Origin of the sequence: Pseudomonas sp. GCM10022186, from assembly GCF_042656385.1 — a bacterium.
In the GTDB taxonomy this organism is placed as follows: domain Bacteria; phylum Pseudomonadota; class Gammaproteobacteria; order Pseudomonadales; family Pseudomonadaceae; genus Metapseudomonas.
Genome location: NZ_JBHSOU010000017.1, coordinates 1 through 11,695, shown reverse-complemented (window position 1 = coordinate 11,695; position 11,695 = coordinate 1). Strand labels below are relative to the sequence as shown.

13 protein-coding genes are annotated in these 11,695 nt (G+C 66.7%); 6 read left to right on the top strand and 7 right to left on the bottom strand.

The features are described from left to right. Positions 1–118 precede the first annotated feature (118 nt). From ACFPU0_RS09730 to ACFPU0_RS09720, 3 genes are all read left to right on the top strand, one after another. Positions 119–1,003 (top strand): LysR family transcriptional regulator, encoded by an 885-nt coding sequence (locus ACFPU0_RS09730; protein ID WP_377692729.1) that lies wholly within the window; start codon positions 119–121, stop codon positions 1,001–1,003. Between the two features lie 47 nt (positions 1,004–1,050). Then, positions 1,051–1,710 (top strand): YceH family protein, encoded by a 660-nt coding sequence (locus tag ACFPU0_RS09725; RefSeq protein ID WP_377692727.1) that lies wholly within the window; start codon positions 1,051–1,053, stop codon positions 1,708–1,710. Positions 1,711–1,819: 109 nt separating this feature from the next. Next, positions 1,820–2,950 carry a M14 family metallopeptidase gene (locus ACFPU0_RS09720; RefSeq protein WP_377692725.1) on the top strand — a complete coding sequence of 377 codons (1,131 nt, stop codon included), beginning with the start codon at positions 1,820–1,822 and terminating at the stop codon, positions 2,948–2,950. Between the two features lie 213 nt (positions 2,951–3,163). Here the strand turns inward: ACFPU0_RS09720 and epsC are convergent, their stop codons facing one another. After that, positions 3,164–4,105, bottom strand: coding sequence for a serine O-acetyltransferase EpsC (epsC, locus tag ACFPU0_RS09715; protein ID WP_377692723.1), 942 nt, complete (start codon positions 4,103–4,105; stop codon positions 3,164–3,166). Positions 4,106–4,186: 81 nt separating this feature from the next. Continuing rightward, the gene (rhtA, locus tag ACFPU0_RS09710; RefSeq protein ID WP_377692722.1) at positions 4,187–5,080 is read right to left on the bottom strand and encodes a threonine/homoserine exporter RhtA; all 894 of its coding nucleotides are present in this window, start codon (positions 5,078–5,080) and stop codon (positions 4,187–4,189) included. 61 nt (positions 5,081–5,141) lie between these two features. Here rhtA and ACFPU0_RS09705 point away from each other — a divergent pair, with 61 nt between their 5' ends. Next, a complete protein-coding gene (locus ACFPU0_RS09705; RefSeq protein WP_377692721.1) occupies positions 5,142–5,732 on the top strand; it encodes a helix-turn-helix domain-containing protein in 591 nt (196 codons plus the stop codon). Between the two features lie 327 nt (positions 5,733–6,059). Here ACFPU0_RS09705 and ACFPU0_RS09700 read toward each other — a convergent pair whose 3' ends face one another. From ACFPU0_RS09700 to ACFPU0_RS09680, 5 genes are all read right to left on the bottom strand, one after another. Further along, positions 6,060–6,389 (bottom strand): DUF5629 family protein, encoded by a 330-nt coding sequence (locus tag ACFPU0_RS09700; protein ID WP_377692720.1) that lies wholly within the window; start codon positions 6,387–6,389, stop codon positions 6,060–6,062. A 53-nt stretch (positions 6,390–6,442) separates the two neighbouring features. Continuing rightward, positions 6,443–7,543: a 2OG-Fe(II) oxygenase gene (locus ACFPU0_RS09695; protein WP_377692719.1), complete on the bottom strand. Its 1,101-nt coding sequence runs from the start codon at positions 7,541–7,543 to the stop codon at positions 6,443–6,445. A 173-nt stretch (positions 7,544–7,716) separates the two neighbouring features. Further along, positions 7,717–7,974, bottom strand: coding sequence for a DUF2790 domain-containing protein (locus ACFPU0_RS09690; RefSeq protein ID WP_377692718.1), 258 nt, complete (start codon positions 7,972–7,974; stop codon positions 7,717–7,719). Positions 7,975–8,019: 45 nt separating this feature from the next. Continuing rightward, on the bottom strand, positions 8,020–8,580 hold the full coding sequence (locus tag ACFPU0_RS09685; protein ID WP_377692717.1) for a cytochrome b: 561 nt from the start codon (positions 8,578–8,580) through the stop codon (positions 8,020–8,022). Next, positions 8,577–9,635 (bottom strand): catalase family peroxidase, encoded by a 1,059-nt coding sequence (locus ACFPU0_RS09680; RefSeq protein WP_377692715.1) that lies wholly within the window; start codon positions 9,633–9,635, stop codon positions 8,577–8,579. The genes ACFPU0_RS09685 and ACFPU0_RS09680 overlap by 4 nt, the downstream gene beginning before the upstream one ends. 138 nt (positions 9,636–9,773) lie before the next feature. Here ACFPU0_RS09680 and ACFPU0_RS09675 point away from each other — a divergent pair, with 138 nt between their 5' ends. Beyond that, entirely contained in the window at positions 9,774–10,280 is a 507-nt protein-coding gene (locus ACFPU0_RS09675; RefSeq protein ID WP_377692714.1) for a sigma-70 family RNA polymerase sigma factor, read from the top strand. Next, entirely contained in the window at positions 10,277–11,020 is a 744-nt protein-coding gene (locus ACFPU0_RS09670) for an anti-sigma factor family protein (protein ID WP_377692712.1), read from the top strand. The genes ACFPU0_RS09675 and ACFPU0_RS09670 overlap by 4 nt, the downstream gene beginning before the upstream one ends. The last annotated feature ends 675 nt before the right edge of the window (positions 11,021–11,695 follow it).

Sequence of the window (11,695 nt, the reverse complement as noted above, 5' to 3'; positions counted from 1 at the left end):
TGCTTGGCGAATGAGTTCGCCCCTACAGCGGTTCAGCCTATGCAGTGCGCACTAATGCCAATGCCCAAACCCTCCTAACCTGCGATAAAGGCTTATCGCCCCTCATTGGCAGCCAGAGATGAACCTGTTCGAAGACATGCGGGTATTCGTGGTAGTGGTCGAGACCGGCGGTTTCTCGGCCGCGGCGCAACGCTTGAACATCGCCAAGTCGGTGGTCAGCCGGCGCATGAGCGCGCTGGAGCGGCACCTGGAGTGCCGCTTGTTCAACCGCACCACCCGGCGTCTCAGCCTCACCGAAACCGGCCTGGACTATTTCGAGCGCGCCCAGCGCATTCTTCGCGACCTGGCCGAAGCCGAGGAGGCCACCCGCAGCCTGCAGAGCGAGCTGCGCGGGCGTCTGCGCCTGGCGGCGCCCATGTCCTTCGGTCTCAAGTACCTGTCGCCTGCCCTCAACGAGTTCATGCAGGCCCATCCGGGCCTCGAGGTGGAACTGGACCTCAATGACCGCTACGTGGACCTGGTCAACGAGGGCTACGACCTGACCCTGCGCATCGGCCGGCTGCCGGACTCCACGCTGGTGGCCCGTGAACTGGGGCCTTGCCCCCATGCAGTTTGCGCCAGCCCCGAATACCTCGCCAGGCAAGGCATTCCCGCTGTGCCGGACGACCTGCGCGAGCACCGGTGCCTGGGCTACAAGAACCGCGCCAACAGCAGCCAGTGGCAATTTCTCGTGGGCCGCGAATGGCGCTCGGTGACAGTGCGCCCGCGGCTGATCGCGAACAATGGCGAGGTGCTGGTGCAGGCAGCGGTGGATGGCCTGGGGCTGGTGTCGTTGCCGCGATTCCTGTTGCAGGAGAGTTTGGCCAGCGGCCGCCTGGTGGAAGTGTTGCAGGACTTTCCGCTGCCCAGTTCGCAGATCTACGCGGTCTGCCCGCCGGGGCGCCGGCTGCCGGCCAAGGTGCGGGCGCTCATCGACTTCCTGGTGCAACGCTTTTCTCCCTAGCTGCAGGGGACTAGGCTAGTGGCACTTTTCAGCAGACGGATAGTGCTATGTCCACCGAGATCCATGCCCAGTTCGCCGAATCCCCCCTCAACGCCATCGAGGCCCGGCTCCTCGGCAGCCTGATCGAGAAGCAGGCCACCACCCCCGAGTCCTACCCGCTGACCCTCAATGCCCTGGTGCTGGCCAGCAACCAGAAGACCAGCCGCGAGCCAGTGATGAACGTTACCCCTGGCCAGGCCGGGCAGGCGCTGCGCAACCTGGAGGCGCGCGGCATGGTGAAGCTGGTGATGGGCAGTCGCGCCGACCGCTGGGAGCAGCGCGCCGACAAGGCGCTGGAACTGGTGCAGCCGCAGCTGATCCTGATCGGCCTGCTGCTGCTGCGCGGCCCGCAGACCCTGGGCGAATTGCTGACCCGCAGCAATCGCATGGCCGACTTCGATGACACCGAAGATGTCCGCCACCAGCTGGAACGCCTGATCGGCCGTGGCCTGGTGGTGCTGATGCCGCGCCAGGGTGGCCAGCGCGAAGACCGCTACATGCACCTGATGGGCGAGCCGGCCGACCTCGAGGCCCTGCTGGAGGCCCGCGCCAGCCAGCCGGAGCGGGGCGAGGCCCGCGCGGCTGCCGATGCCCGCATCGAAGAGCTGGAAGCCCGGGTCGCCGACCTGGAAGCGCGCCTGGCTCGCCTGGAAGACCGGGGCGAGTGATCACTGCGCGGGGCGCGCCGGCTATCCGCCGATGTCGCCCCGACGATTTCCCCTGGCGATAGGACCTGCGATCCTTTCCCGACCGTGAAACACCGCCCCTGAGGTATCCATGAAGATCAGCTCGGACTTCGACAGCGGCAACATCGAAGTAATTGACGCCAGCAACCCGCAGCAGGTGCTGCTGGCCATGCGTCCGGACCTGAAGAGCCACCACTTCCAGTGGTTCCACTTCAAGGTCGAAGGCTTAACCCCCGGCCAACGCTACGGCTTCAGCCTGACCAACGCCGCGCAGTCGGCATACGCCCATGCCTGGACCGGCTACAACGCCGCCGCTTCCTACGACCAGGTCAACTGGTTCCGCGTCCCCAGCAGCTTCGACGACAAGGGCCTGCACTTCGCCCTGGAGCCGACCCACGAGCAGATCTGGTTCGCCTATTTCGAACCCTACAGCCGCGCCCGCCATGACTGGCTGATCAGCGAGGCCCTGGACAAGACCGGCGCCGAGGTGGTCGCCATCGGCAAGAGCATCGAGGGCCGCGAGATCCCGCTGTTGCGCATCAGCCGCAACCCGCGGGCCCAGCGCAAGGTCTGGATCATCGCCCAGCAGCATCCGGGCGAGCACATGGCCGAGTGGTACATGGAAGGGGTGATCGAGCGCCTGTCGCGCAGTGATGACGCCGAGATGGACGCCCTGCTGGCCAAGGCCGATCTCTACCTGGTGCCGAACATGAATCCGGACGGCGCCTTCCGCGGCCATCTGCGCACCAATGCCGCCGGCAAGGATCTCAATCGTGCCTGGCAGTCCGCCGATGATACGGAGACCCCCGAGGTGTTCTTCGTCCAGCAACAGATGCGCAAGGTGGGTGTGGACCTCTTCCTCGACATCCACGGCGACGAGGAAATCCCCCACGTGTTCACCGCCGGCTGCGAAGGCAACCCCGGCTACACGCCGCGCCTGGAAGCCCTGGAAAGCGAGTTCCGCCAGCGCCTGGTGGAGATGGGGGCGGAGTTCCAGACCGCATTCGGCTACCCCCGCGACGAGCCGGGCAAGGCCAACACCACCCTGGCCTGCAATGCCGTGGGCATGGCCTTCGACTGCCTGTCCTTCACCATCGAGATGCCCTTCAAGGACCACGACGACAACCCGCATCCGCGTACGGCCTGGAATGGCGAACGTTCCAAGCGGCTGGGCAAGGATGTGCTGTCGGTGGTAGCGGCGATGGTGGACAAGCTGCGCTGAGGCGGCTCATCCGTCACCGGCTCCCAGTCGCGTAGGGTGGACCACGCTTCACCGGTCCACCATGGGCGGCTCGGCCGGGCATCGAATGGTGGAAATGAAAAGCGATTTCCCCCCTGCGCCCTGATGGGGCCGGTTTCATTTGTGGCGCCGCCTACAACTGTGGGAGCGAATTCATTCGCAATTGAAATCGCTCCCACAGCGATGGGTGGAGCCTCAGACCCCGCTTTCGTTCTGCAGGTTGGCCTGGGTGATATTGCTGCCTTCCGGCACGCTGCGGGTCAGCCAGACGTTGCCGCCGATGGTGGAACCCTTGCCGATGGTGATGCGGCCGAGGATGGTGGCGCCGGCGTAGATCACCACGTCGTCTTCCACGATCGGGTGGCGCGGCTGGCCCTTCTGCAGGTTGCCTTCCTCGTCCGCCGGGAAGCGCTTGGCGCCCAGGGTCACCGCCTGGTAGATGCGCACCCGCTCGCCGATGATCGCGGTCTCGCCGATTACCACGCCGGTGCCGTGGTCGATGAAGAAGCTCTTGCCGATGGTCGCGCCGGGGTGGATGTCGATACCGGTGGCCGAATGGGCGATCTCGGCGATCATCCGCGCCAAGAGCGGCAGGCCGGCCTGGTAGAAGTAGTGGGCCAGGCGGTGGTGGATCACCGCGTGCACGCCCGGATAGCAGATCAGCACTTCATCCACGCTGCGTGCCGCCGGGTCGCCCTGGAAGGCGGCCAGGACGTCGGTATCCAGCAGCACCCGCAGTTTCGGCAGGGTAGCGGCGAAGCCCTTGACGATCTCGATGGCCTGGCAGGCGATGTCGTCGCCGCTGGCGCCGTTGTGCCGCGCGGCATAGCTCAGTTCCCGGCGCACTTCGCCGGCCAGCGCATTGAGCGCCACGTCCAGGGTGTGGCCGACGTAGAAGTCCTCGCTCTCTTCGCGCAGGTCCGCCGGGCCGAGGCGCATGGGGAAGAGGGCACCGGAAAGGGCTTCGATGATATGCCCGACGGTGATGCGCGAGGGCAGTTCGCGGCCGCCGCGGTCCTGCAACCGGCCATGCTGGCTGCGCCATTGGGCGCGGGCGTCGCGCAGCTCGCTGACGATCTGGTCGAGCTGCCAGTTGACCGGCTGGCAGCCGGTGGCGACATAGGGAAGTCTGTTCATTGGGGTACCTGTAAGGCGCGGACCGGATCGCTATAGCGTGCGGAGAATCACCCGTCTCGCGCAAGAGCTTCTTCGCAGGATTCAGTCCGCCGGCACCAGCGGCTGGGCCTGCTGACGCGGTGCGGCGGTCAGGGTGCAGCCGACGGAGGCGAGGATGATGCAGCAGATGGCCAGCCACTGCAGCGCCGACAGGTGCTCGCCGAGGAAGATCAGTCCGGACAGCGCGCCGAACGCCGGTTCGATGCTCATCAGGGTGCCGAAGGTCTGTGCCGGCAGGCGGGTCAGGGCGACCATCTCCAGGGTGTAGGGGATGGCGGTGGAGAGCAGCGCGACCCCCAGGGCCACGGGCAGCAGTTCCGGGCGCAACAGGTCGGCGCCGGCGTGGACGATGCCCACCGGGGCGATGAAGAGGGCCGCCACCAGCACGCCGAGTGCCGCGCCCTGCATGCCGTGGTCGTTGCCGGCACGGGCGCCGTAGAGGATGTAGAGCGCCCAGCAGACTCCCGCGCCCAAGGCATAGGCCATGCCGGTCAGGTCCAGGTGGCCCTCGGTCTTGCCGAGCGGCAGCAGCAGCCAGAGCCCCGCGACTGCCAGGCCGATCCAGACGAAGTCGATGGCCCGCCGCGAGGCGAACAGCGCCACCGCCAGGGGGCCGGTGAACTCCAGGGCCACCGCGATGCCCAGGGGAATGCTGCGCAGCGACATGTAGAACAGGAGGTTCATGCTGCCCAGGGCCAGGCCGTACATGACCAGCGGAATCAGGGACTCCTTGCTGATGCGGGTACGCCAGGGGCGCAGGATCAGCGCGAGCATGATGGCGGCGAACACCAGGCGCAGGGTGGTGGTGCCCTGGGCGCCGATCACCGGGAACAGGCTCTTGGCCAGGGACGCACCGCTCTGGATGGACGCCATGGCCACCAGCAGGACGGAAACGGGGAGGAGGGTCGACGCGAGGCGACTCGACAGCGATGGCATGGCAGCTGATCCGGCAAGAGGTTAGGGGGGCTGGCGTGATGGAATGGTTATGTGCAACATAATGCGCAAAACTAAGGGTGTGAGCAATATGTTGCCCAAATCGGATGAACGCCCCAACGTCCTGGAACATGTCTCCGAGAACGTCCGCCGCCTGCGCCGTGCGGCGGGCCTCAGCCAGGAAGCCCTGGCCAGCGCCGCGGGCGTCAGCAGGCGCATGCTGGTAGGCATCGAGGGTGGCGACGTGAATGTCAGCCTGGCCACTCTGGACCGTATCGCCGCCGCCCTCGGCGTGCTTTTTCCCGACCTGGTGCAGCGGCCGGACCGCCCCGACCGCTCACGCATCAATGCCGTGGCCTGGGTCGGCAGCATGCCTTCGAGCCGCGCGACCCTGCTGGCCAGCGCTGCCGCGCGCCGCGAAGTGGAACTCTGGACCTGGTCGCTGGGGCCGGGCGAGCGCTACACCGCCGAGCCCGATGCCGAGGGCTGGCAGGAGATGATCTACGTGATCGAAGGCCGTCTCAGCGTCCGGCGCGGCGAGGATCTGCAGCAGGTGGGCGCCGGGGACTTCCTGGTGTTCGGCAGCGACCAGCCCTACACCTATGCCAACGACGGCGAGGTCGTGGTGCGGTTCATCCGCAATGTGCTGACCTGAGGCCATTCTTCCTGGCCAGGCCTTGCAAGGGTGGATCAGGCGAATTCATTCGCGAATGAATTCGCTCCCACCGGGCGGTGTCGTGTCGGCCGTGTAGGGGGATAGCGCTTTTCTATCCACCAGCGAGGCCATGCAAGGCACCGAAGGTGGAAATCCCCAAAGGGATTTCCACCCTACGCCCTAGAGCGACGGAGCGGACCAGGTAGGGTGCGCCGCGCGCACCAAGGGTTGAGCGAGGCGCAGGGGCCGAACCCGCGATCGGTGCGCATGGCGCACCCTACCCGCGACACCGGGTCCGGGCGTTGCCTTGTGGGAGGGGGCCGGCCGTTACTCCTGCTCGTCCTCATCCTCGGCATCGCTGCCGAAGGCATCCAGGCAGCGCAGCGCATGCTCGCCGTCGGCACCGGCCAGTTTCCAGCAAGCGTTCTCGGCATCCAGGCGCGCGGCCTGCACGGCGGCCTGGGTGAAGCGCCATTCGCGGCGGGTGCGGCCATCCATGCATTCGACTCGCAGCAGCTGGGCCTCGGGCTCGCCCGGTTGTCCGGCTTCGAGGGCTTCCACCAGGGTTTCGTCTACCTCGAATTCCCAGGCGTGCAGGTCGTCGATGAACAGCATGTCGGCGGCCAGCAGGGCCTGAAGCAGAGTCTCGTGGGTCATGGGTTCGATCCATCAGTCATTCGAAGGCGCGGGATGATAAGCCAGCACTCCCGTCATTGCTCTCTGGGAATTTCCAGGTAGTGCTGGTTCTCGTCGCGAATGCGCTTGCCTTCCTCGTCATAGAGAAAGGGCAGGAACATGTAGCGCTTGCCGGCAGTGACCGGCGTGGCTTCGTGCAGCAGCGAGCAGGAGAACACCACGGCGCCGCCCGTGGGCGCGCTGTAGAGGCTCTGGCCGAACTCCGGAAAGCGCAGGCAGCCGCCTTCGTATTCTCCGCTGTTGAGGAACAGCGATACGGCGAAGCGCCGGTGGGCGGTGCCCTTGGTGGTGTTGTCGCGGTGCGGGCGGAAATGGCCGCCTTCCTCGGCGTCGTAGCAGGCCACCAGGTAGCGCTCCATGCGCGTGGCCTGGAACTGGAAGGCTTTCTGGATCTCCGGAAGCAGGCGTGAGGTGATGCGCTGTATGCAGCACTGGCGCAGGCGTTCGTCGTCCAGGGCGCGGTCGCGGCGGCGCTTGTGGTCGTACTTGAGCACCTCCACCGTCTTACCGTCGCGTTCGATCATGTAGCCAGAGTCGGTGCCACCGTGGTGCTCGTAGTAATCGATCAGTTCCCGGCACAGGGCCGGCCCGAAAATGCGCGGCACCACCAGCACCGGCGCCTGGGGCCGGGCGGGCGCAACGGGGGGGATGGGCTCCTGGGCCTCGAGCAGGGCGAGGAGGGTATCCAGGTGTCCGACACCGCCAGGCGGGATCGGCACCACGGCGATCACCCGCAGGCGCGGATCGAGCAGATAGGTCATCTGGCGCACGGCGCCGCCGGGCTGCTGTACGCCGTAGAGATTGCAGACGGCGCGGTCGAAGTCCCAGAAGAAGCGGATGCCCGGCAGCAGGTCGCGGACGCGCCGTTGCTCGCGGTCACGCGGGTCGACGCTGACGCCGAAGAAGCTGGCACGGCTGTCGTCGAAATGCTCGCGGCGGGCCAGCAGGTCGGTCAGCACCCGCGCGGCCGTCGGGTCCGCGGACGAACCGAGGAAGGAGAGGGCGATATAGCGCCCGGCGATGGTGTCGAAGGTGAATCGCTCGCGGCTCGGGGTGCCGCTGGTGAACCAGGGCACCGCTTCGCCCGGGTCGAAGGGGGAAATGCGCTGGGTCATGGTTGTCTCCTGTGGCTTGCACTCAACCTAGACCAATTGCTGGCCACGTGCCTCGCCCGGCGCGCTGGGGCTGATGGTGATCTCGACGATCCTGCCCCGGCCGAAGGACGTAGGAGCGAACTCTGCTCGCGAGCAGAGCTCGCTCCTACGCAGGATACGGCGTGGTGCCGTGATCAGTAGTCGTTCTTGCACCCGGTTCCCCAGACCAGGTACTCGAGGACTTTCGTCTGCATCTGGCTGTCTTCATAGGTCATGCGCGCCGGCCCTATACCGCAGAAGGTGGACAGGTCGGTCATCTCCACCACCCGGGCGATATCCAGGTGGACTCCGTACTCGTACTGGGTGACCGGTGGGGATTCCTGGCCGTTGCTGGCGGCCAGGGCGGCGCTGGTGGTGAGACTCAAGCTCAGGGCGACGACAAGGGTTCTCATGGCGGATTCTCCTGCTGGAGAGGGGTTTTGCGGGTAGTCCCGCGCCTACTGACCGTCAGGCATCGAAGGGATGCCGCTGCCGGTGGTCATGCTCGAGAGCACGCCATCCCTGCGGATGAGGGCGTGGTAGAGGGCCGCCGCCAGGTGCGCCAGGATGCTGATGAACAGCAGGTACGCCAGTACAGTGTGGGCCAGGCGCAGCAGGGCATGGAGCCGTGCGTCCGGTGGGACGATGGGCGGCAGCACCAGGGAGTCGTGGAGCACCACCGGATAGCCGCCGGCGGACTGCATGCCCCAGCCCACCAGTGGCATTGCCAGCATCAGGGCGTAGAGCAGCACATGGGAGAGGCGGGCGGCGCGGCGCTGCCAGCCGGGCATGTCGCGGGGCAGTGGCGGCGTGGGGCTGGTGAGGCGCACCGCCAGGCGGAGCAGCACCAGCACCAGCAGAAGCAGCCCCAGCGGCTTGTGCAGGGCCACCAGTTGGCTGTGGCGTGGCGACAGGTCGACCACCATGCTCACCCCGATGAAGAGCATGGCCAGCAGCAGGAACGCCATCAGCCAGTGAATGATCCGCAGCAGCGGGCTGAAATGGGTCGGCGCATTCATGGCTGGGTTCCTTGTTCGGCTTGGGGGGCACCTTCGCGGGTTCGGCGGTTGTAGGAGACGGCATAGGCGGCCGAGCGAGCACTGAGGAGCGGGTCGTCGGAGGCCTGGATGCCGTCCGGCAGCACCAGCGGGTCGTAGTTGATGTCACGGCAGGCACCCTGGTCCTGGGGCTCCGCCCGTTCCACCACCAGGGTGCCGGCGTCCACCTGGCGGCGGTCCGCCGGCCATTGGCGGGTGGCATCGCCGGTCGGGTCGCCAGGTTCGGCCAGGGTCAGTAGCAGGCGCCAGCGCAGCGGGCCCCGGGCCAGGCGCTGTTGCAGGTCATGGGCGAGGAAGTCCGGGTCCTTGCCGGCATCGCCCAGGGGTTCGAACGGCGTTTCCGGCTGTACCGACCAGCGGACGAAGCGGCCGTTGCCGGCGGTGTCCAGCAGGCGGAAGGCGTTGATCCCGTGGTAGGGGATATTGGCGAAACTGTTGCTCGGCTTGCTGTTCCTGGCCCATTCGCGGAAGGCGGCCGATTCCGGGTGGGCGGCGAAGAAGGCCTGCAGCTTCGCCGGGTCGGGCTTGCCGGTGGCGGGATCGGGCCGCGAGGCCTGCACCTGCTCGTAGAAGGCTTGCCCAGTGGCCACCGGCAGCACCGGCGGGCTGTTCATCCCGGTGCGCCATTGCTCACCGCCAGGCAGCAGGAACAACAGCGCCATGCTGCGGACAGGCACCCCGGCATCCGCTGCATGGGGGTTGCTGCCGCCGATGGCGAAGCGGCCGATCACCGGGACCCGGCCGGGGGCGAAGACACTGGCGCGGGACAGGTCGGCTGCCTGGCCGTTGCTCTCGAAGTGGCCGCTGATGCAGATGCCTTTCGCATGGTTCTTGCGATAGCCCGGGAATTTTCCGGCATTGGCCTCGAAGGCGTCGATGATGTGCTGTGGGGTCAGGCGCTCGCCGCCGATCCAGCCGCCGGCATAGGCGAAGGCTGCGGCCAGGCCGCCAACGGCGACTCCGATCAAGGCCAGCCGAGCCGCCAGGTCGATCCCCTTGGGTGTTGCGTTGCTCATGCGATACTCCCGGGCGTTGTGCCCTGTCCATGAGCCGGTGAGACGTGCCGGGCGATGTCTTATTCCCGTCCGGGAATAAGTTTCCGGCTCGCGCGTCTTCCCGTCGCACCCCAGGCGAGAGAGACACAAGACCTGACCATGAACATGATCGATGACGCGGAACTGCGGGAGTTGTTACAGCGGCTGCGGCGTTTCGCCCTGTGGCTGACGCGCAATGCGAGCAGCGCGGACGACCTGGTCCAGGCGACCCTGGAGCGGGCGCTTTCCCGTTGGGGCAGCAAGGGCGAGGGCAACCTGCGCGCCTGGCTGTTCGCCATCCTCTACCGGCAGTTCCTCGATGGCCAGCGCCGGGCCCGCCGCCATGCGCGGCTGCTGGAGTTCTTCGGTGTTTGCGGCGAGGAAGCGCCGTCCACCGAGGAGCTGGTGGTCAACCAGGCCACCCTGGAGGCCTTCGGCCGGTTACCGGCGGAGCAACGCGCGCTCCTGCTGCTGGTGAGCGTGGAAGGGCTCAGCTACAAGGAGGTGGCCGAGACCCTGGGTATTCCCATCGGTACCGTGATGTCCAGGCTGTCCCGCGCACGCAAGGCGCTGCGCGAACTGGCCGAGGGCGAGATGTCCAACCCTCAGCTGCGGGTACTCAAATGAACGCATTCCATCCCAGCGAAGACGACCTGCACGCCTATCTCGATGGCCAGCTCGATGCCGATCAGCACCAAGCGGTGGAGGCCTACCTGGCGGCCAATCCACAGGTGGCCGCCCAGGTGGAGGCCTGGCGGCGCGACGCCCAGCAGCTTCGGGCGGCCCTGACGCGCCACGGCATGGCGCCCAATCCGCGCCTCGATCCGCAGGCGATACGGGCGTCGATGCGCGCCCGCAAGCGGCGTCGCCTGGCCCTGGCGGCGTCCTTCGTGCTGGCCCTGGGCACGGGTGGCCTGGGCGGCTGGCAGGCGCGGGAGATGAGCCTGCTGGCGGCCAATCCGCCCATGCAGGACGCCTTGCAGGCCCACCGACTGTTCGCCCTGAACCCGGTCGTGGATATCCGCGCCCGCCAATCCAGCGAGTTGCAGGCCTGGCTTGACCAGCGCTTCAGCCATGCGGCGCGAATTCCCGACCTCAGCCCCTACGGCTTCACGCCGGTGGGCGGCCGCTGGCTGGTGACCGAGCAGGGTGCCGCAGCCTTGCTGCTGTTCGAGGACGGCCAGGGGCAGCGGGTCAGCCTCTACCTGCGGGCGCCTGGCTCGCTCTACCCGCGTATGCGCAGCGGCCAGCGCCGCGATGGCGAGCTGGAAGCCAGGTATTGGTCGAGGGACGGCTACAACTACGCGCTGGTGAGCCGCGATGGCGACCCGCGCGGCGAGGTGTTGGGGAGGGCGCTTTCGTTCTGAGTCTGGCGAGTAATCGTAGGATGGGGCGGGCGGCGTTCCGCGGAGCTCCGCCCGACATTCCACGGACTGTAGGGGCGAATTCATTCGCCAAGGACAACTCCGTTGCCCCGAATGCACCTCTCCCAAACACGGAAGAGCGGCCACTCACGCAAATCACCACAGTGTCGGGTGGGGCTCCGCAGGGTGGACCGGTGAAGCGTGGTCCACCCTACAAAGGCAACCAGGAACGCAGACTGGCGGCATTCAAGCAATGAATGGAAGTACTAAGACAGAGAGAGTCGTAGTCCATTCGGACGAGGCCAGGCATTGCGGCTTTTCCTTAGTCTCGATCCACCATGCTTCTCCTTGAAGGGCGGTGGAACGGCTGTGAAATCAACAAGAAAAATCTGCCTGGCTCTGATCCTCTGCGCATTCTGCGCGGCCTATATCGCTCTGTTGGTGCGCCCAGTGCCGATCGTGTCCCGGGAAGTGGTGTAACTGAGGTCTAGCCGAAGCGCCGTCAGGCGTGAGAGGAAGGCCATCGTGGTTCTTGGTTAAGGTTGAGTTTGCAGACCTAACCCCCAACCAAGGAAACCACGATGACCCAGAGCACTATCGCATTGAGCGAGCTTGCCGAGAAAGGGGCAGATGCTGATCTGCTCAAGCACATGATCCAGTTCGTCGCCCAGCGCATGA